The sequence below is a fragment of the Micromonospora ferruginea genome (assembly GCF_013694245.2).
GTDB lineage: Bacteria > Actinomycetota > Actinomycetes > Mycobacteriales > Micromonosporaceae > Micromonospora > Micromonospora robiginosa.
This window is the reverse complement of record NZ_CP059322.2, coordinates 120,001-140,090: the sequence shown is the minus strand read 5'-3', so window position 1 is coordinate 140,090 and position 20,090 is coordinate 120,001. Positions and strand designations below refer to the sequence as shown.

At 70.8% G+C, this 20,090-nt stretch carries 12 protein-coding genes, 2 rRNA genes and 1 pseudogene (1 of these 15 running past the window's edge); 5 read left to right on the top strand and 10 right to left on the bottom strand.

What is annotated here, in order from left to right; translation table 11 throughout:
• Positions 1–6: 6 nt before the first annotated feature.
• Complete coding sequence (locus H1D33_RS00700; protein WP_181569862.1) at positions 7–444, bottom strand: hypothetical protein; 438 nt, start codon at positions 442–444, stop codon at positions 7–9.
• Positions 445–608: 164 nt separating this feature from the next.
• Positions 609–2,594 carry a TIGR03960 family B12-binding radical SAM protein gene (locus H1D33_RS00695; protein WP_181569863.1) on the bottom strand — a complete coding sequence of 662 codons (1,986 nt, stop codon included), beginning with the start codon at positions 2,592–2,594 and terminating at the stop codon, positions 609–611.
• A gap of 210 nt (positions 2,595–2,804) precedes the next feature.
• On the opposite strand from H1D33_RS00695, the gene H1D33_RS00690 reads away from it, so the two are divergent.
• Positions 2,805–4,733: a hypothetical protein gene (locus H1D33_RS00690; protein WP_246411765.1), complete on the top strand. Its 1,929-nt coding sequence runs from the start codon at positions 2,805–2,807 to the stop codon at positions 4,731–4,733.
• A gap of 9 nt (positions 4,734–4,742) precedes the next feature.
• On the opposite strand, the gene H1D33_RS00685 is transcribed toward H1D33_RS00690, so the two are convergent.
• Together H1D33_RS00685 and ileS are read right to left on the bottom strand one after the other, a co-directional pair.
• Positions 4,743–5,423: a lysophospholipid acyltransferase family protein gene (locus H1D33_RS00685; protein WP_181569864.1), complete on the bottom strand. Its 681-nt coding sequence runs from the start codon at positions 5,421–5,423 to the stop codon at positions 4,743–4,745.
• Between the two features lie 153 nt (positions 5,424–5,576).
• Complete coding sequence (ileS, locus tag H1D33_RS00680) at positions 5,577–8,723, bottom strand: isoleucine--tRNA ligase (RefSeq protein ID WP_181569865.1); 3,147 nt, start codon at positions 8,721–8,723, stop codon at positions 5,577–5,579.
• A 420-nt stretch (positions 8,724–9,143) separates the two neighbouring features.
• Between ileS and H1D33_RS00675 the strand changes: the two genes are divergently transcribed.
• Entirely contained in the window at positions 9,144–9,587 is a 444-nt protein-coding gene (locus H1D33_RS00675; protein ID WP_181569866.1) for a carboxymuconolactone decarboxylase family protein, read from the top strand.
• Positions 9,584–10,468 carry an RNA polymerase sigma-70 factor gene (locus H1D33_RS00670; RefSeq protein ID WP_246411767.1) on the top strand — a complete coding sequence of 295 codons (885 nt, stop codon included), beginning with the start codon at positions 9,584–9,586 and terminating at the stop codon, positions 10,466–10,468. Before H1D33_RS00675 ends, H1D33_RS00670 begins: the two co-directional genes overlap by 4 nt.
• A gap of 52 nt (positions 10,469–10,520) precedes the next feature.
• Here the strand turns inward: H1D33_RS00670 and ndk are convergent, their stop codons facing one another.
• The gene (gene ndk / locus H1D33_RS00665) at positions 10,521–10,946 is read right to left on the bottom strand and encodes a nucleoside-diphosphate kinase (RefSeq protein WP_181569867.1); all 426 of its coding nucleotides are present in this window, start codon (positions 10,944–10,946) and stop codon (positions 10,521–10,523) included.
• A 144-nt stretch (positions 10,947–11,090) separates the two neighbouring features.
• On the opposite strand from ndk, the pseudogene H1D33_RS00660 reads away from it, so the two are divergent.
• Positions 11,091–12,346: pseudogene (locus tag H1D33_RS00660) on the top strand (VOC family protein).
• A gap of 69 nt (positions 12,347–12,415) precedes the next feature.
• On the opposite strand, the gene H1D33_RS00655 reads toward H1D33_RS00660, so the two are convergent.
• From H1D33_RS00655 to H1D33_RS00645, 3 genes are read right to left on the bottom strand one after another with little or no spacing between them, the layout of a single operon-like run.
• Complete coding sequence (locus H1D33_RS00655; RefSeq protein WP_181569869.1) at positions 12,416–12,853, bottom strand: DUF4233 domain-containing protein; 438 nt, start codon at positions 12,851–12,853, stop codon at positions 12,416–12,418.
• Entirely contained in the window at positions 12,850–14,190 is a 1,341-nt protein-coding gene (locus H1D33_RS00650; RefSeq protein ID WP_181569870.1) for a bifunctional folylpolyglutamate synthase/dihydrofolate synthase, read from the bottom strand. Before H1D33_RS00650 ends, H1D33_RS00655 begins: the two co-directional genes overlap by 4 nt.
• Entirely contained in the window at positions 14,187–16,805 is a 2,619-nt protein-coding gene (locus H1D33_RS00645) for a valine--tRNA ligase (protein ID WP_181569871.1), read from the bottom strand. Before H1D33_RS00645 ends, H1D33_RS00650 begins: the two co-directional genes overlap by 4 nt.
• Positions 16,806–16,875: 70 nt before the next feature.
• Between H1D33_RS00645 and H1D33_RS00640 the strand changes: the two genes are divergently transcribed.
• Positions 16,876–17,553, top strand: a complete 678-nt coding sequence (locus tag H1D33_RS00640; RefSeq protein ID WP_181569872.1) for a hypothetical protein — start codon at positions 16,876–16,878, stop codon at positions 17,551–17,553.
• Positions 17,554–17,623: 70 nt separating this feature from the next.
• On the opposite strand, the gene rrf is transcribed toward H1D33_RS00640, so the two are convergent.
• Both rrf and H1D33_RS00630 read right to left on the bottom strand, forming a co-directional pair.
• Positions 17,624–17,740, bottom strand: a 5S ribosomal RNA gene (gene rrf, locus H1D33_RS00635).
• Between the two features lie 74 nt (positions 17,741–17,814).
• A 23S ribosomal RNA gene (locus H1D33_RS00630) occupies positions 17,815–20,090 on the bottom strand; it runs 834 nt beyond the window's last position.

Here is a 20,090-nt window from a genome sequence, read left to right as displayed (position 1 = left end):
TCCCCCTCAGGCCGTGTACGGGTAGGTGGGCTGCTGCCCGGCCTCCGGCGGCGGCGCCGCGGACTCCAGCAGCCGCTCGATCTGCTTGCCGTTGGCGGCGTTGCGGGCCTCCGCGTCGCGGAACGCCTTCGCGATGTCCTCGGTGCCCTGCTTGAGGCCGGCCAGCTTCCTGGAGATGTCCTTCAGGTGGGCCTCCATGTTGGCCGTGGACGTGGTCAACGCCGCCCACTGCATCCGGGCGTCCTCGTACGCGCCGAACGGGGTGCCGTTCGGCACCGCCTGCGCGTTTGCGCTGTCGCCCTTCATCCGCTCCTTGATGCGTTCCATCTCGTAGCCGATGGTGTCGTCGACGTACTGCTTGAGGCGCTCGACGTATTCCGCGGCGGCGTCCAGGTCCTCGACGCTGACGTGCAGATCGCCGGTGTCCGGCGGCTTGATGCCCATGCTGTCCTCCCCGCTGCCGGCCCCGGGGCCGGTCCAATACGGACGCAGCGTATCGAGGAAGCACCAGTCGGGGCACCCCCGCCCCGGGCGGCCGGGCGGTCACCGGAGAACGGAACGGGGCGCGGGAACCCTCGGTTCCCGCGCCCCGTCGACAGGCGTGCCGCTCAGCCCTGGGCGGCGGCCGGCTGCCGCAACCCGCCGACCGGCGTCAGCGGCAGCAGCTTGCGGCCGGTGGGGCCGATCTGGATCTCGGTGTCCATGGACGGGCAGACGCCGCAGTCGAAGCAGGGCGTCCAGCGGCAGTCGTCCTGCTCGTACTCCGACATCGAGTCCTGCCAGTCCTGCCAGAGCCAGTCCTTGTCCAGGCCGGAGTCGAGGTGGTCCCAGGGCAGGACCTCCAGCTCCTCGCGCTCACGGGTGGTGTACCAGTCGAGGTCCACCCCGAACGCCGGCAGCGTCTCGGCGGCGGCGTCCACCCAGCGTCGGTAGGAGAAGTGCTCGCTCCAGCCGTCGAACCGGCCGCCGTTCTCCCAGACCCGGCGGATCACCGCGCCGACCCGGCGGTCGCCCCGGGACAGCAGGCCCTCGATCAGCGACGGCTCGCCGTCGTGGTAGCGGAAACCGATCGCCCGGCCCAGCGACCGGTCGCTGTTGATCGCCTGCTTGAGCAGCTTGAGCCGGTTGTCGATGACCTCGGGGGTGGCCATCGAGGCCCACTGGAACGGGGTGTGCGGCTTCGGCACGAACCCGCCGATGGAGACCGTGCAGCGGATGTCCTTGGACCCGGTGGCCGCCCGGCCGGCCCGGATCACCTCGTGCGCCATGTCGGCGATCTCGAGGACGTCGTCGTCGGTCTCGGTGGGCAGGCCGCACATGAAGTAGAGCTTCACCTGCCGCCAGCCGTTGGAGTAGGCGGTGACCACGGTGCGGATGAGGTCTTCCTTCGACACCATCTTGTTGATCACCTTGCGGATCCGCTCCGAGCCGCCCTCCGGGGCGAACGTCAGACCGGTCCGCCGCCCGTTGCGGGACAACTCCTGGGCGAGGTCGATGTTGAACGCGTCCACCCGGGTCGACGGCAGCGACAGCGACACGTTGGTGCCGGCGTACTGCTCGGCCAGGCCGGAGCACATGTCACCGATCTCGGAGTGGTCGGCCGACGACAGCGACAGCAGGCCCACCTCGTGGAAACCGGAGAACTCCAGACCCTGCTGCACCATCTGCCCGACCGTGGTGATCGAACGCTCCCGCACCGGACGGGTGATCATGCCGGCCTGGCAGAACCGGCAACCCCGGGTGCAGCCCCGGAAGATCTCCACCGCGTACCGCTCGTGGACCGTCTCGGCGAGCGGGACCAGCGGCTTCTTCGGGTACGGCCAGGCGTCCAGGTCCATGGTCGTGCGCTTGTGCACCCGGAACGGCACGTCGGGGCGGTTGGGCACGACCCGCTGGATCCGGCCGTCGGGCAGGTAGTCGACGTCGTAGAAGCGCGGCACGTAGACGCTCTCGGTGCGGGCGAGCCGCAGCAGCAGCTCGTCCCGGCCGCCCGGCGCGCCCTCGGCCTTCCACTCCCGGACGATGGCGGTGATCTCCAGCACCGCCTCCTCGCCATCGCCGAGCACCGCGGCGTCGACGAAGTCGGCGATCGGCTCCGGGTTGAACGCGGCGTGCCCGCCGGCCACGATCACCGGGTCGGCGTCGGTGCGGTCGGCGGCGAGCAGCGGGATGCCGGCCAGGTCGATCGCGGTGAGCAGGTTGGTGTAGCCCAACTCGGTGGAGAACGAGACGCCGAACACGTCGAAGTCGCGCACCGGGCGGTGCGCGTCGACGGTGAACTGCGGCACCCGGTGCTCGCGCATCAGGCGCTCCAGGTCCGGCCAGACCGCGTACGTGCGCTCGGCGAGCACGTCGGGCAGCTCGTTGAGCACCTCGTAGAGGATCTGCACGCCCTGGTTGGGCAGGCCCACCTCGTACGCGTCCGGATACATCAGCGCCCACCGGACGGTCGCCGCGTCCCAGTCCTTGACCACCGCGCCCAGCTCGCCACCCACGTACTGGATGGGCTTGGTCACCTGGGGCAGCAACGGCTCCAGCCGGGGCCACACCGAATTGGCGGCAGGAGGACGTGGGGTGGTGGACGGCGCACTCATGATGCCCAAGGGTACGCGGTGCCCCGGCCCTCCCTCCCCACCGGCACCTTTCCCGCGCCACCTCCCCGATGATCAAGGAGTTGACGCGCCGGTCCACGCTCCCCGCCGACGCGAACTCCTTGATCACCGACCGGGGTGGGGCGGGCGGGGATTCGGCGGGGGTGGCGGGGCGGTACTAACCTCGCAACGGGCGCGAGAGGAGATTCTGCGATGTCGCAGCCGCAGCCGGGGGCGGGCCGGCCGGCCGAGGGTGCCGAGGAGCGGGCCGTCGCCGAGCCGCCGTCGCCCGCGCCGAAGACTGTCGACGCCGAGGGCTCCGGCCGGTCGGCCGAGACCGCCCCGGAGGGGTCGGCGCAGGTCGACGACGCCCCGACCGCCGCCACCACACCGCCGGGTACGCCCAGCGCCGCCACCACAGCGCCGGGCACGCCCGACGATGCCGCCACCGCCGCGCCCGGGACGGACGCCGCCACCGCACCGCCGGAGACGGACGCCGTTCCCACCCCGCTGGCGGAGACGGACCACGCGGCCACCGCACCGCCGGAGACGGACGTCGTCGGCGCCGCGCGGCCTAGAGCGGACGACGACGCCGTTCCCGAGACGCCCGCCGCGCCGGATGCGCAGCCGCAGACCACGACGTCCAGCCCGGACGAGACCGGGACACCGCCACCGGACCAGGCCGGGACGCGGGCCGGGACGCATGTCCCGGAGGCCACCGACGGGCCGTCCGCCGCTGGTCGGCCGGCGGCGGACGCCGACAGTTCGACCCCGCCGGCCGAGACCGCCGCCCGGACCGGCCTCGATCCGACCCCGACCCCGGGGCGTGCCGGGGCCGATCCCGACGACACCCCGCCCGTGCCCGCCGGTCGTGCCCGGGGCTCCGCCTCCGTGCCCGGCCGCACGACACCGACACCGACCCGGATCGAGCGCACACCGGACCCCACCCGGGTCGAGGACGCGTCGAACCGGACGAAGGTCGAGCACGGACCGGACCGGACGACCGTCGAGAGCGAGCCGAACCGGACGGCTGTCGAGCGCGGGCCGAACCCGCCGCACCCCACCCGGGTCGACAACTCGCCGCGCTGGAGCGGATCCGCGGCGGTCCCGCCGCCGCCGTCACGCCGGCGTTCCTGGGGCGAGTCGGCCGAGCCCACGCCGGTGCCGCCGGTCGGCTCGCCCGAGCACGCCACCCCGGTCGACCCGTGGGCGGGCGTCGACACCACCGGCTGGGACCTGCACTCGGTCGAGCTGCCGGCGCTGCCGCCGACGATGACCTACACCGCCCCCTGGCCGACCGCACCGCCGGCCGCCCGGCCGGTGTCACCACCCGCGCAGACTCCGCCGTACCCGGGCCCGCCGGCCGCCCGCCCGGTGTCGCCACCCGCGCAGGCTCCGGCGTACCCGGGCCCGCCGGCCGCCCGCCCGGTGTCACCGCCGGCCCAGCCGCCGTACCCCGGTCCGCCGGCCGGCCGCCCGGTGTCCGCACCGCCGCCGAAGCAGGCCCGGCCGCCCAAGCAGCGCCGGGGCCGACCCGCGCCGCCGCCGGGATGGCAGGCCACCAAGGGGTACGTGCCGGTGCCGGTCCGCCGGCGCCGCCGCTGGCCCTGGGTGCTGCTGCTCAGCGTGGCGTGCTGCTGCGGCGTCCCGCTCTGGTGGATCCAGCCGCTCTCCAGCCAGTACCCGGCCAGCGCCACCCTCCCGGACCAGCTCGACTCGATGCGGCTGCGCCAGGACCGGGACAGCCAGTCGACGGCCGAGGACCTGAAGAGCCGGGTACGCCAGGCGGACTGGCTCGCCGAGGACACGTTCGCCGGCATCTACACCACGAACGATGGCAAGCGGGTGACGCTCTTCGGCAGCACCGGCTTCCGGTTCACGCCGGAGTCCGACGCCGAGGCCGAGTTGAAGCGGCTCACCGACGACTACGCGCTGCAGCCCTCGGTGACCGTGGACACCGGCGTACGCGGCCGGTACGAGCGCTGCGCGGTGGGCCGCGCGGACGGCGACACGGTGGTGGTGTGCACCTCGGTGGACCACGGCAGCCTCGCCACGGGCGTGTTCACCCGGCTGTCGGTGGACGACAGCGGCCGGCTGCTGAACGACCTGCGCCAGCAGGTGGTGGTTCCGAAGCAGTCCTGAGCGGGCCGGTCAGGCCGGGGGCTCCTCGCTGCGCTTCGGGGCGTAGCGGGGCACGTACTCCTGACCGGTGAGCTTCTGGATCTCGGCCATCAGCTCGTCGGTCATGACCCGCAGCGACGACCGGTCGTCGGGCCGGCCGGTGAAGTCCAGCGGCTTGCCGAACTTGATGGTGATCTTGGCGCGGCCGGGCCGGGGCACCCGGGTCCCGATCGGCTGGGCCTTGTCGGTGCCGGTCACGCCGACCGGGATGATCGGCACCCCGGCGGCGACCGCCAGCCGGGTCGCGCCGGTACGACCGCGGTAGAGCCGCCCGTCCGGGGAGCGCGTGCCCTCCGGGTAGACGGCGACCAGGTCGCCGGCCTTGAGCACCGGGATCGCGGCGTCGAACGCGGAGAGCGCCGCCCGCCCGCCGCCCCGCTCGACCGGGATGGCGCCCAGCCCGGTGAGCACGAACTTGGAGAAACCGCCCTTGACCCCGGTGCCGTTGAAGTATTCCGACTTGGCCCAGAACGCCAGGTGCCGCGGGACCACGGTGCCGAGCAACAACTCGTCGGCGACGGAGAGGTGATTACCCGCGAAGATCGCGCCGCCGGTCGCCGGGATGTGCTCCAACCCCTCCGCGTGCGGCCGGAAGGCCAACCGGAGCGCGGGCGCCACGGTGAGCTTGCCGATGGTGTAGAGCAGGGGCACGGGTCCTCCGGCGTTCGTACGCGAAACAGGCGCTGTCACGGTAGCCGACGCCGCCACCGGAGGCCGAGCGGGTGGCCCGCAGTCCACCCGCTCGGTACGCCCGGTTAGGCGGGGGCCCCTCCTCTACCGAATGCGTTAAGAAGGTCCCCCGCCTTACACGCGGCGGACGCCCACCACCACGCGCTCGCCGTCGCCGACCTCGCCGGCGAAGCCGTCGAGCCCGTCGACGAAGTCGACGCTGTCCGCCAGCACCTCCCGGGCCACGAAGTCGGTGTACGCGGCGACCGCCGCGCGCACCTCCTCGGAGGCCGAGACCGCCACCGCGATCCGGTCCGAGACGTCCAGGTCGGCGTCCCGCCGGGCCTGCTGCACCACCCGGACCACGTCCCGGGCCAGCCCCTCGGCGGCCAGTTCCGGGGTGACCTCGGTGTCCAGCACGACCACGCCCTCACCGCCGGGCAGCGGCGCGGAGTGCTCGGCGTCGGCGGCGACCAGGCGCAGCTCGTACTCGCCCTCGGCCAGGGTGACCCCGGCGGCGACCGGGGCGCCGTCGTGAAGCTCCCACTCCCCCGCCTTGACCGCCTTGATCACCTGCTGGACCGCCTTGCCGACGCGCGGGCCGAGCGCCCGCGGCACCACGGTCAGCACCTGCTGGCAGTAGGCCTCCACATCGCCGGCGAGCACGACCTCCTTCACGTTGACCTCGTCGGCGACCAGGTCGACGAACGGCCGGAGCTGGTCGGCCACCGGCGACGCCACGGTCAGCTTCGCCAGCGGCAGCCGGACCCGCAGGCCCTTCGCCTTGCGCAGCGACAGCGCGGCCGAGGCGACCGCCCGGACGTTGTCCATCGCGGAGACCAGCTCGTGGTCGGCCGGGAACTCCTCGGCGGACGGCCAGTCGGTCAGGTGCACCGACCGCTCGCCGGTCAGCCCGCGCCAGATCTCCTCGGCGGTCAGCGGCGCCAGCGGCGCCACCACCCGGCAGAGCGTCTCCAGCACGGTCGAGAGCGTGTCGAACGCGTCCGCGTCGCCGGCCCAGAACCGGTCCCGCGAGCGGCGCACGTACCAGTTGGTCAGCGCGTCCAGGTAGGACCGGACGGTCGCGCAGGCGCCGGAGATGTCGTACGCGTCCATCTGCGCGCCGACGGTCGCCACCAGCTCGTTCGTCTTCGCCAGCACGTACCGGTCGAGCACGTTCGTCGAGTCGGTACGACGGCGCGCGGTGTAGCCGTCCGCGTTGGCGTAGAGCGTGAAGAAGTACCAGACGTTCCAGAGCGGCAGCAGCACCTGGCGCACCGCGTCCCGGATCAGCGTCTCGGTGACCGCCATGTCCCCGCCGCGCAGCACCGGCGAGGACATCAGCATCCACCGCATCGCGTCCGACCCGTACGAGTCGAACACGTGGTAGACGTCCGGGTAGTTGCGCAGGCTCTTGGACATCTTGCGCCCGTCCGAGCCGAGCAGGATGCCGTGGCTCAGGCAGTTGCGGAACGCCGGCCGGTCGAACAGCGCGGTGGCCAGCACGTGCATGGTGTAGAACCAGCCGCGGGTCTGCCCGATGTACTCGACGATGAAGTCGCCCGGGTAGTGGTGCTCGAACCAGTCGCGGTTCTCGAACGGGTAGTGCACCTGGGCGAACGGCATCGAACCGGACTCGAACCAGCAGTCCAGCACCTCCGGCACCCGGCGCATCATCGCCTTGCCCGTCGGGTCGTCCGGGTTGGGCCGGACCAGGTCGTCCACCGCCGGCCGGTGCAGGTCGGTCAGGCGTACGCCGAAGTCCCGCTCGATCTCGTCCAGCGACCCGTACACGTCGATCCGCGGATGGTTCGGGTCGTCCGAGCGCCACACCGGGATCGGCGAGCCCCAGAACCGGTTCCGGCTGATCGACCAGTCCCGGGCGTTGGCCAGCCACTTGCCGAACGAGCCGTCCTTGATGTGCCCCGGCGTCCAGTTGATCTCCTGGTTCAGCTCGACCATCCGGTCCTTGAACGAGGTCACCGCGACGAACCACGACGACACCGCCTTGTAGACCAGCGGGGTGTCGCAGCGCCAGCAGTGCGGGTACGAGTGCGTGTAGACGTCCTGCCGCAGCACCACCCCCCGCTCCTTCAGCTCCCGGATCACCGGCTTGTTCACGTCGAAGACCTGCTCGCCCTGATAGGGCGGGACCAGCGCGGTGAACCGGGTGTGGTCGTCCACGGTGACCACGGTCGGGATGCCGGCCGCGTTGCAGGTGTTCTGGTCGTCCTCGCCGAACGCCGGGGCCAGGTGGACGATCCCGGTGCCGTCCTCGGTGGTGACGAACTCCGCGCCGAGCACCTGGTAGGCGTTCGGCCCGGCCGGCTCGACCAGGAAGTCGTAGAGCGGCGTGTAGCGGCGCCCGACCAGGTCCCGGCCGTGCACGGTGCCGACCTGCTGGTACCCCTCCAGCTCCTTGGCGTACGCGCCGAGGCGCGCGGCGCCGACCACGTACCGCTCGCCGTCGCGGTCCAGCACCGCGTACTCGATGTCCGGGCCGACGGCGAGCGCCAGGTTCGACGGCAGGGTCCACGGCGTGGTGGTCCAGACGCCCAGCTTGACCGGCCCGCGCAGCGGCTCCGGCGCGCTCTCGTCGGCGGTCAGCTCGAACCACACGGTCAGCGTCGGGTCGTGCCGGTCCCGGTAGACGTCGTCCATCCGGGTCTCGGTGTTGGACAGCGGGGTCTCGCACCGCCAGCAGTACGCCAGCACCCGGAAACCCTCGTAGACCAGGCCCTTGTCGTGCAGGGTCTTGAAGGCCCACATGACGCTTTCCATGTAGTCCAGGTCGAGCGTCTTGTAGTCGTTGGCGAAGTCGACCCAGCGGGCCTGCCGGGTGACGTAGCGCTCCCAGTCCTGGGTGAACTCCAGCACGCTGGCGCGGCAGGCGTCGTTGAACCGGGCCACGCCGAGGTCGAGGATCTCCGCCTTGGTGGTGATGCCGAGCTGCTTCTCGGCCACCACCTCGGCCGGCAGCCCGTGGCAGTCCCAGCCGAAGCGCCGCTCGACGTGCCGCCCGCGCATGGTCTGGTAGCGCGGCACCACGTCCTTGACGTAGCCGGTGAAGAGGTGGCCGTAGTGCGGCAGGCCGTTGGCGAACGGCGGGCCGTCGTAGAAGACGTACTCGTTCTTGCCGTCCACGCCGGCCGGGCGGGCCTCGATCGAGGCCTCGAAGGTCTTGTCGGCGGTCCAGTGCTCCAGCACCCCGCGCTCGACCGCGGGCAGGTCCGGGCTCGCCGGGACGCCGGCACCGGTCGGGTCGTGCAACGGATAGGCCATCGGGGGTCGCTCTCCTCGCGCAGCTCACTCGTCGGTGGGTCTGCGAGGACGAACCGGCCGGGCGTGCCTGACGGCGCTCCCGGATGGTCCGCGGTACCACCCCGCTTGACGGTCAGGATCGACCGCCCGCTCGTTGGTCGGCTGTGACGGGCCGTCCCGTCCGGTTCTACTGGGCCGGTTGCCCGGCTGTTCTTCCGGAGGCTCGCCGGTGATGGCCGGGTCGTCGCCTTACCGTGCCCACTTTACTCGACGCCCCCACCCCTCCGCCTCCGAGTAAGGAGGGGCCCCTTCTTAACGCATACGGATGAGGCGGGGCCCCCTCTTAACACCTCGCATGACCGGCGTCACACCGGTGGGCCGTCACGCCGGACCGGGTCGCATCCGTCGTGTGGGCGGACGGACGACACGAGGGAGGCAACAATGAGCCGGATCGACATGGCGACGGTGGCGCCGGAGGCGTACGCGGCGGTGCTCGGGCTGGAGAAGTACATCCGGGGCAACCTGGACCACACCGTGTTGGAGCTGGTGAAGACCCGGGCGTCGATGATCAACGGCTGCGCGTTCTGCGTGGACATGCACACCCGGGAGGCGCTGGCGGCCGGGGAGGACAGCCGGCGGCTCTTCGTCCTGGCGGCCTGGCGGGAGGCCCCGTCCTTCTTCGACGAGCGGGAGCGGGCCGCGCTGGCGTTGACCGACGCGGTCACCCGGCTCGGCGAGCACGGCGTGCCCGACGACGTGTGGGACGCCGCCGCCAAGGTCTGGTCGGAGAAGGAGCTGGCCGACCTCGTCGTCGCGATCGCGACAATCAACGTGTGGAACCGGATCGTGATCAGCAGCCGGACCCAGCCACCGCACGAGGTGTGACCTCCCCCCGCGCGGCGGAGGCGGCCGGTGCGCTCACCGCGCACCGGCCGATGCTGCTCGGCCTGGCGTACCGGCTGCTGGGCAGCCTGCACGACGCCGAGGACGTGCTCCAGGAGGCGTACCTGCGCTGGCTCGACGTCGACCGGCGGGCGGTGGCCGAACCGCGCCGCTACCTGTCCCGGGTGGTGACCCGGCTGGCGCTGGACCGGCTGCGGGCCCGGCGGGCCAGCCGGGAGACGTACGTCGGGCCGTGGCTGCCCGAGCCGGTGCCCACCGAAGAGTCGCCGTTCGGCCCGCTGGAGACCGCCGAGCTGCGGGAGACGATCTCCACCGCCCTGCTGCACCTGCTGGAGCGGCTCACCCCGCCGGAGCGGGCGGTCTACGTGCTGCACACCGCGTTCGCGATGCCGTACGCGGAGATCGGCGACATCCTGGACCGGTCGGCGGCGGACTGCCGCCAACTGCACCACCGCGCGGCGGCCCGGCTCGCCGAGGAACGGCGGCGCTTCACCGCCGGCCCGGCCGAGCAGCGACGGCTGCTCGACGCCTTCCTCGCCGCCGCCCGCGACGGCGACCTGGTCCGGCTGACCGACCTGGTCGCGACCGACGCCACCGCGTGGTCCGACGGCGGTGGACGGATCCGCGCGGCACGCAGACCGGTGTACGGCGCGGACCGGATCGCCCGCTTCTTCGCCGGTGTGTACGGCCGTCGCCGCCCCGGCGTGCGGGCCGCCCCGGTGGAACTCAACGGCGCGCCCGCGTTGCTGCTGACCTGGCCGTCCGGGGTCCGGTACACCCTCGGCGTCGCCGCCGCCGGCGGCCGGATCACCAACGTCTACCTGGTCGGCAACCCGGACAAGCTGACCTGGGTCGGCCGCTGAGCACGCGGCGGCCCCGGTCCCGCGCGAGGAACCGGGGCCGGCGGGAGAACGGTCAGCCCAGCTCGGGGAACCAGAGGGCGATCTCGCGCTTGGCGCTGTCGGTCGAGTCGGAGGCGTGCACCAGGTTCTCCCGGTTCGACAGGGACAGGTCGCCGCGGATGGTGCCGGCGGCGGCCTTGCGGCCGTCGGTGCTGCCGATCATGCCCCGGACCACCTCGATCACCTGGTCGCCGGAGAGCACCAGCGCCACCAGCGGACCGCCGGTCATGAACGTCTTCAGCGGCGGGTAGAACGGCTTGTCGACGTGCTCGGCGTAGTGCTGGTCGGCGAAGTCGCCGTCCATGGTGCGGCTCACCAGCGCGTCGATCCGCAGGCCCTTGCGCTCGAAACGGGACAGGATCTCGCCCACCAGACCACGGCGCACCGCGTCGGGCTTGATCAGTACGAGCGACCGCTCGTCCGGGCTGCTGCTGGACACGCTGGCTTCCTCCTGTGCACTCAAACCGGGTCGGCTGGGTACGGTCAGCGTAGCGACCCGGTCCCGGCGCCGGCGCGGCGGCTGCGTCTTCCCTGGCCCGCCGCGGCGGCCTAGCCTGACCATGGAACCCCTGGGAGGTCCACTGTGGCGAATGGCGGGAACCGCACCATCGCGCCGGTGCGCAAGCTGATCGGCGCGGTGCTGGGCACCGTGGCCGCGTTCGTGACCCTGTTCGGCCTCGGGATGACCAGTTGGGCGATCGTGGCGCTCGGCGTCGCGCTGCTGGTGCTGGCGATCGCCCTGGCCACGGTCCGGGGCGGCGGCCGCACCTGGGTGGTCGGCCTGGGCCACGTGCACAGCGCCTCCGAACCGCCCACCCAGTACGCTTTCGGGCGCTGCGAGCTGCAACTGGTGATCGACGCGCCGGGGCTGCCGCCCCGCTCCAAGAAGATCATCGAGCCCCGGGTGCCGGTCGCCAAGTGGCCCTCGTTGGGCCAGGCGCTGCCGGTCCGGGTGGCCCTGGACGACCAGCGCCACGTCCGGGTGCTCTGGGACGAGGTGCCCACCCACGCCGAGAACTCCGCCCCGGTCGCCCACCTGCCGCCGGAGTACGCCGACGCCGACCCGTTCGACGAGACCCTCATCGCGCAGGAGGCCCCGCCGTGGGCCGGCCGCGCCCCGGAGGACGACTTCCTCCGCGACGACTACCCGCCCGCGCCGGATCCGCTGCTGGACGACCTCTCGCCCCGGCCGGAGGACCGCGAGCCGGTGGTGATGCGCCAGCGGCCCGGCGGCCCGGTCGTGCTGGAGGGGCAACTGGTCGAGCCGTCGTCGGCGGGCCCGCTCCCCGGCGCGCGCCGGCGCCCCGCCCCCCGGCCGAGGAACGGGCCGACGACACGACGGTGGCGGTGGAGTCGATCGACGTCCCGCTGGACGCCCCGGAGCGCGATGCCCCGCCCACCCCGGAGGAGCTGGACGAGGCCATCTTCGGTCCGACCGGCGCGACCGAGCCGGACGAGCTGGCCAGCCCGATCAGCGGCGTCGGGATCACGCTGCTCGTCACCGACCTGGACCGGTCCCTCGCCTTCTACCGGGAGCTGGGCTTCGACGAGCTGGACCGGGGCGAGGGCAACGCGGTGCTCGGCTCCGGGCCGACCCGGCTGGTGCTGCGTCGGGTGACCGGCGCCGCGCCGATCAGCCGCCGGCTGGTGCACGTCAACCTGGAGGTGGACGACATCCAGGCGGCGTACGAGCGGCTGCGCGAGTCCGGCGTCCGGTTCACGTACGCCCCCCGGGTGGTCAACCGGGGCACCAAGCTGGAGGTGTGGGCCGCCGCCTTCCGCGACCCCGACGGTCACGGCGTGGCGCTGACCCAGTGGCGGTCGCTCGCCGACGCCTGAGGTGCAAGGCGGGGGCCCTTCTTAACGCCTGCGGTATAGGAAGGGGCCCCGCCTAACAGGAAACGGCGCTCAGCCGAGGATGACCCGCCGCACGTGCCACGCGTACGCCCACACCAGCGCGAAGATCACGCCGAGCACGAACAGCGACCAGTGCAGCAGCCCGGAGAGCAGCAGCAGGCCCTGCACCACCGTGCCGGCGTGCCAGGCCCAGCTTCGGCGCATCATGCCGGCCAGCACCACGCAGGCCACCGCCAGCGCGACGATCGCGCCGATCGCGACGCCGCTCAGGTCGCCGCCGACCACCCGGATCGGCTGGATGGCCAGCAGCAGCACCAGCGCCTCCAGTGAGAGCGTGCCGGCGCCCAGGCCGCGTACCGCCTTGTCGGGGTTGCGCAGCCCGGACCGGCGGACGCCGCCCGGGCCCGCCCCACCAGGCTGCTCCGCGCCCGGATCAGCCTCGCCGCCCGGCCCCGGCTCCGCGTCCGGACGCCGCTCCGGCCCGGTCATCGCTTGAGCAGCCGGCGGGCGTCGGCCACGGTCACCACCGAACCGGTGATCAGCACGCCCACACCGGCCAACTCGCCCGGCACGTCGGACTCGGCCTCGGCGACCGCCGCCTCGATGGCGTCCGGCATCTCCCGGGCCACCTGCACCCGCTCCGCCCCGAAGACCTCCCGGGCCAGCTCGGCCAGCTCGTCGACGGGCATCGCCCGGGGCGAGCTGTTCTCCGCGACCACGATCGTGTCGAGCACCGGTTCGAGCAGGTCGAGCAGGCCGGCCGCATCCTTGTCGCCAAGCACGGCCAGCACGCCGACGAGCTTGCTGAACGCGAACTCCTCCTGAAGCGCGGTCACCGTGGCGGCCATCCCGTGCGGGTTGTGCGCCCCGTCGAGCAGCACCGTCGGTGCGGTGCGCACCCGCTCCAGCCGGCCCGGCGAGCTGGTCGCGGCGAAGCCCTCCCGGACCGCCTCGATGTCGAGCTGCCGCCGCGCGCCCGCGCCGAGGAACGCCTCCACCGCGGCCAGCGCCACGGCCGCGTTCTGCGCCTGGTGCGCGCCGTGCAGCGGGATGAAGATCTCCTCGTACACCCCGCCCAGGCCCTGGATGGTGAGCACCTGGCCGCCGACGGCGACCGCCCGGCGCATCACCCCGAACTCGGCGCCCTCGCGGGCGACGGTGGCGTTGACCTCGGCGCAGCGTTCCAGGATGGGCCGGGCCGCGTCCTCCTCCTGCGCCGCCGCGATCACGGTGGCGCCGGGGTGGATGATGCCCGCCTTGTGCAGCGCGATGTCCTCGATGGTGTCGCCGAGCCACTCGGTGTGGTCCAGCCCGATCGGGGTGATCACCGCGACGCCGGCCTGGATCACGTTCGTGGCGTCCTCCGCGCCACCCAGGCCGACCTCCACCACCGCCACGTCGACCGGGGCGTCGGCGAACGTGGCGAACGCCAGCGCCGTGGTCAGGTCGAAGTAGGTCAACGGCTCGGCCGACCGCTGGTCGACCAGCTCGGCCAGCGGCGCGATCTCGCGGTACGTGGCCACGAACCGCTCCTCGCTCACCGGTTCGCCGTCCAGGCTGATCCGCTCCCGGACGGTCTCCAGATGCGGGCTGGTGTAGCGGCCGGTGTGCAGCCCGAACGCCCGCAGCAGCGAGTCGATCATCCGGGCCGTCGAGGTCTTGCCGTTGGTGCCGGTCAGGTGGATCGACGGGTAGGCCCGCTGCGGGCTGCCGAGCAGGTCGAGCAGGCTCTCGATCTTCTCCAGCTCGAAGCGGATCCGGGTGAAGCCGCGCGCGTTGAGCGCGGCCTCCACCTCGGCGAACGCCGGATCGGTGCGGTCACTCATGAGGGCAGCGCCTCCAGGGCGGCGTCGATCCGGACCAGATCCGCCTCGGCCACCGCCAGCCGCTCCCGGATCTTCGCCACCACCGGCTCGGGCGCCTTGCCGACGAACGCCGGATTGTCCAGCTTCGCCCGCGCCTGGGTGACCTCCTTCTCGGCTGCCGCCCGGTCCTTGGTGAGCCGGGCCCGCTCGGCCGCCACGTCGATCGTGCCGCGGGTGTCCAGCGCGACGCTGACCGCCCCGGGCATGGCCAGCGTGGCGCCGGCCTGGAAGTCGTCGCCGGGGGCGTCGAGCCGGGCCAGCGAGCGGACCAGCGGCTCGTGCGCGGCGATGCCGGCGCCGGCCAGGCCGTCGAGCCGGGCGGCGACCCGCTGGGTCGGCCGCAGGCCCTGGTCCGAACGGAACCGCCGGACCTCGGTCACCACCCGCTGCAACGTGCCGACCTCGCCCTCCGCGGCGTCGTCGACTCCGGTACGGTCGGCGACCGGCCAGGCCGCCGTCAGCACCGTCTCGCCGCCGCTCAGCGCGGCCCACAGCTCGTCGGTCACGAACGGGATCACCGGGTGCAGCAGCCGCAGGAGCTGGTCCAGCACGTGTCCCAGCACCCGCCGGGTGGCGTCGGCCGCCGGCCCGCCCTCGGCGAGCACCGGCTTGCTCAGCTCCACGTACCAGTCGCAGACATCGTCCCAGGCGAAGTGGTAGAGCAGGTCGCACACCTTGGCGAACTCGTACGCCTCGAACTGCTCGTCCACCTCGGCGGTGACGTGCGCCAGCCGGGACAGGATCCACCTGTCGACGGTCGACAGGCCGCCGGCGTCCGGCAGCGGACCGTCCGTGTGCGCGCCGTTGAGCAGCGCGAACCGGGTGGCGTTCCACAGCTTGTTGCAGAAGTTGCGGGAGCCCTGGCACCACTCCTCGCTGACCGGCACGTCCTGGCCGGGGTTGGCGCCGCGGGCCAGCGTGAACCGGGTGGCGTCGGCGCCGAACCGGTCGATCCAGTCCAGCGGGTCCACCACGTTGCCGAACGACTTCGACATCTTCTTGCCGTGCTCGTCGCGCACCATGCCGTGCAGCGCCACCACGTCGAACGGCTGGACGCCGTCCATCGCGTACAGGCCGAACATCATCATCCGGGCGACCCAGAAGAACAGGATGTCGTAGCCGGTGACCAGCACGCTGGTCGGATAGAACTTCGCCAGGTCCGGGGTCTGCTCCGGCCAGCCGAGGGTGGAGAACGGCCAGAGACCGCTGGAGAACCAGGTGTCCAGCACGTCCTCGTCCTGCCGCCAGCCCTCGCCGGCCGGCGGCGCCTCGTCCGGGCCGACGCAGACGATCTCGCCGGCCGGGCCGTACCAGACCGGGATGCGGTGACCCCACCAGAGCTGGCGGGAGATGCACCAGTCGTGCATGTTGTCGACCCAGGCGAAGTAGCGCTTGGCCAGCTCGGCCGGCTCGATCGTCACCCGGCCGTCACGCACCGCGTCACCGGCCGCCTTGGCCAGCGGACCGGTGTTGACGAACCACTGCAACGACAGCCGCGGCTCGACCGTCGTCTTGCACCGCGAGCAGTGCCCGACCGCGTGCAGGTAGGGCCGCTTCTCGGCGACGATGCGACCCTGCTCGCGCAGCGCCGCCACGATGGCCGGGCGGGCCTCGTACCGGTCCAGGCCCTGGAACGGCCCGGGCGCGGTGATCACGCCGCGCTCGTCCATGATCGTCAGTGACGGCAGGTCGTGCCGCTGCCCGATCTCGAAGTCGTTCGGGTCGTGCGCCGGGGTGACCTTGACCATGCCGGTGCCGAAGCTCGGGTCGACGTGCTCGTCGGCGACGATCGGGATCCGCCGGTCGGTGAGCGGCAGTGCCACCTCGGTGCCGATGAGGTGCCGGTAGCGCTCGTCGTCCGGGTGCACCGCGACCGCGGTGTCGCCGAGCATGGTCTCGGCCCGGGTGGTGGCCACCACGACCTCGTCGCCGTAGCGGATCGAGATCAGCTCACCCTCGTCGTCGGTGTGCTCGACCTCGATGTCGGAGAGCGCGGTGAGACAGCGCGGGCACCAGTTGATGATCCGGTTGGCCCGGTAGATCAGGCCGTCGTCGAAGAGCTTCTTGAACATGGTCTGCACGGCCCGGGACAGGCCCGCGTCCATGGTGAAGCGCTCGCGGTCCCAGTCGACGGCGTCGCCGAGCCGGCGCATCTGGCCGAGGATCGCGCCGCCGGACTCGGCCTTCCACTGCCACACCCGCTCGACGAACTTCTCCCGCCCCAGGTCGTGGCGGGACAGCCCCTCGCCGGCGAGCTGCCGCTCGACCAGGTTCTGGGTGGCGATGCCGGCGTGGTCCATGCCCGGCAGCCACAGGGCCTCGAAGCCCTGCATCTTCTTGCGCCGGATGAGCGCGTCCATCAGCGTGTGCTCGAACGCGTGGCCCATGTGCAGCGACCCGGTGACGTTCGGCGGCGGGATGACGATGGTGAAGGGCGGCTTGTCGCTGTCGGCCGACGCCCGGAAGTGCCCGCCGGCTACCCACTGCTCGTACCGTCGCTGCTCTACCTCGCCGGGCTGGTACTGGCCGGCAAGGGTCGGGGCGTCGGGGCGGCGGGCATCCAGTCTCTCGGTCACCTGGGAAAGTCTACGGAGCGCTTTCGGGGACCCGACGTGCGCCACCGGTGATTCGCGTACGGTGGCGGACATGTCCGACGCGCATCTCTTCGAGCGTCCGGTCGACGGGGGTCACGGTCCGGTCGAGTTGACCGACGAGCCGATCAGACTGAGCCGCCGCGATCCCGCGCTGGAGCCCGAACGGCGGCCCGTCTCGCGGCGCCGGAAGATCGTGCTGGCCGCCGCCCTGGCGGTCGGTCTCGCCGGCGCCGGCGCGCTCGGCATCGCCGGCTGGCGGGTCTTCCAGCAGAAGGACACGCAGCTCACCCAGCCGACCGGGGTGGCCGGGCTCACCCGCGACGACAGCGACCGGGCCCGCAGCACCGCCGAGTACCTGCGCGACGGGTTCGCCGCCGACATCGACCTGGACCGCAGCTTCGGCACGGTCTACACCGACCCGGCGGACGCGAAGCGGTCGGTGCTGCTGTTCGGCGGCACCACGCTGCTCTGGCAGCCGGAACGCGACCTGGACACGCTGTTCGACCTGATGGCCGACGAGACCGGCAAGGTCGCCGGCCTGCGCGAGGTCGACGCCGGCCGGCTGGGCGGCGTGATGAAGTGCGGCCGAACCAGCGGCGACGGCGGCGACTTCGCGGTCTGCGGGTGGGCCGACCACGGCAGTGTCGCGATGGGCATGTTCCCGGGCCGTCCGGTGGGCGACGCCGCGACCCTGTTCCGGCAGATCCGTGAGGGCGTCCAGCGTCGCTGATCCGCTCTCCCGGAAACGGGAGAAACGCAATGAGGGCCACCCCGTCGGGGGTGGCCCTCATTGAAAGATTGTCCGGCGGTGTCCTACTCTCCCACACCCTCCCGAGTGCAGTACCATCGGCGCTGGAGGGCTTAGCTTCCGGGTTCGGAATGTTACCGGGCGTTTCCCCTCCGCCATGACCGCCGTAACTCTATGAACATGTCAACCAACCCTCGGGTTGTTTGTTTGTTCTGAGTTGCACAGTGGACGCGTAGCAGCTTGGTAGTCAAGTCCTCGGCCTATTAGTACCGGTCAACTGAACCCGTTACCGGGCTTACATTTCCGGCCTATCAACCCAGTCGTCTAGCTGGGGGCCTTACCCCACAATGTGGGTGGGATACCTCATCTTGAAGCGAGCTTCCCGCTTAGATGCTTTCAGCGGTTATCCCTTCCGAACGTAGCTAACCAGCCGTGCCCCTGGCGGGACAACTGGCACACCAGAGGTTCGTCCGTCCCGGTCCTCTCGTACTAGGGACAGCCCTTCTCAAGTATCCTACGCGCACGGCGGATAGGGACCGAACTGTCTCACGACGTTCTAAACCCAGCTCGCGTACCGCTTTAATGGGCGAACAGCCCAACCCTTGGGACCTGCTACAGCCCCAGGATGCGACGAGCCGACATCGAGGTGCCAAACCATCCCGTCGATATGGACTCTTGGGGAAGATCAGCCTGTTATCCCCGGGGTACCTTTTATCCGTTGAGCGACACCGCTTCCACATGCCAGTGCCGGATCACTAGTCCCGACTTTCGTCCCTGCTCGACCTGTCAGTCTCACAGTCAAGCTCCCTTGTGCACTTGCACTCAACACCTGATTGCCAACCAGGCTGAGGGAACCTTTGGGCGCCTCCGTTACCCTTTAGGAGGCAACCGCCCCAGTTAAACTACCCACCAGACACTGTCCCTGAACCGGATAACGGTCCGAAGTTAGATACCCAAATCAACCAGAGTGGTATTTCAAGATTGCCTCCACCCATACTGGCGTATGGACTTCACCGGCTCCCACCTATCCTACACAAGCTAATTCAGATACCAATGTCAAGCTATAGTAAAGGTCCCGGGGTCTTTCCGTCCTGCCGCGCGTAACGAGCATCTTTACTCGTAATGCAATTTCGCCGGGCCTGTGGTTGAGACAGTGGGGAAGTCGTTACGCCATTCGTGCAGGTCGGAACTTACCCGACAAGGAATTTCGCTACCTTAGGATGGTTATAGTTACCACCGCCGTTTACTGGCGCTTAAGTTCTCCGCTTCGCCCCGAAGAGCTAACAGGTCCCCTTAACGTTCCAGCACCGGGCAGGCGTCAGTCCATATACATCGAATTACTTCTTCGCATGGACCTGTGTTTTTAGTAAACAGTCGCTTCCCCCTGCTCTCTGCGGCCATACAACGCTCCACCCGCGCGGGGCTTCACGTCTCCGGCCCCCCTTCTCCCTAAGTTACGGGGGCAATTTGCCGAGTTCCTTAACCACAGTTCGCCCGATCGCCTCGGTATTCTCTACCTGACCACCTGTGTCGGTTTGGGGTACGGGCCGCTAAGAACTCGCTAGAGGCTTTTCTCGGCAGCATAGGATCACTGACTTCACCTGAATCGGCTCGGCATCACGTCTCAGCCTACATGCACCGCGGATTTGCCTACGGCACGGCCTACACGCTTACCCCGGCACAACCACCGGCCGGGCTCAGCTACCTTCCTGCGTCACCCCATCGCTTGACTACTACCCGCCAGGTTCCCACGCTCCCCACCATCAACCCGAAGGTATCCGGCAGCTCGGGTGGTTAGCACAACGAGGTTCGTCAGGGTCGCTCTTTCGCGGGTACGGGAATATCAACCCGTTGTCCATCGACTACGCCTCTCGGCCTCGCCTTAGGTCCCGACTCACCCAGGGCGGATTAGCCTGGCCCTGGAACCCTTGGTCATCCGGCGGAAGGGTTTCTCACCCTTCTTTCGCTACTCATGCCTGCATTCTCACTCGTGCCGTGTCCACAACTAGGTCACCCCGTCGCTTCACCCCCGGCACGACGCTCCCCTACCCATCCACACACCTGCACCAGATATCAAGACCTGGCGAAGTTAAAATGTGAATGCCACAGCTTCGGCGGTGTGCTTGAGCCCCGCTACATTGTCGGCGCGGAACCACTTGACCAGTGAGCTATTACGCACTCTTTAAAGGGTGGCTGCTTCTAAGCCAACCTCCTGGTTGTCTATGCGACCCCACATCCTTTTCCACTTAGCACACGCTTAGGGGCCTTAGCTGGTGATCTGGGCTGTTTCCCTCTCGACTACGAAGCTTATCCCCCGCAGTCTCACTGCCGCGCTCTCACTTACCGGCATTCGGAGTTTGGCTGATTTCGGTAAGCTTGTGGGCCCCCTAGACCATCCAGTGCTCTACCTCCGGCAAGAAACACGCGACGCTGCACCTAAATGCATTTCGGGGAGAACCAGCTATCACGGAGTTTGATTGGCCTTTCACCCCTAACCACAGGTCATCCCCCAACTTTTC

What these genes read in the sequence shown, in the direction of transcription:
- H1D33_RS00700 (WP_181569862.1), bottom strand. Translation starts at nt 444, where the DNA reads ATGGGCATCAAGCCGCCGGACACCGGCGATCTGCACGTCAGCGTCGAG.
- H1D33_RS00695 (WP_181569863.1), bottom strand. Translation starts at nt 2,594, where the DNA reads ATGAGTGCGCCGTCCACCACCCCACGTCCTCCTGCCGCCAATTCGGTG.
- H1D33_RS00690 (WP_246411765.1), top strand. Translation starts at nt 2,805, where the DNA reads ATGTCGCAGCCGCAGCCGGGGGCGGGCCGGCCGGCCGAGGGTGCCGAG.
- ileS (WP_181569865.1), bottom strand. Translation starts at nt 8,723, where the DNA reads ATGGCCTATCCGTTGCACGACCCGACCGGTGCCGGCGTCCCGGCGAGC.
- H1D33_RS00675 (WP_181569866.1), top strand. Translation starts at nt 9,144, where the DNA reads ATGAGCCGGATCGACATGGCGACGGTGGCGCCGGAGGCGTACGCGGCG.
- H1D33_RS00655 (WP_181569869.1), bottom strand. Translation starts at nt 12,853, where the DNA reads ATGACCGGGCCGGAGCGGCGTCCGGACGCGGAGCCGGGGCCGGGCGGC.
- H1D33_RS00650 (WP_181569870.1), bottom strand. Translation starts at nt 14,190, where the DNA reads ATGAGTGACCGCACCGATCCGGCGTTCGCCGAGGTGGAGGCCGCGCTC.
- H1D33_RS00640 (WP_181569872.1), top strand. Translation starts at nt 16,876, where the DNA reads ATGTCCGACGCGCATCTCTTCGAGCGTCCGGTCGACGGGGGTCACGGT.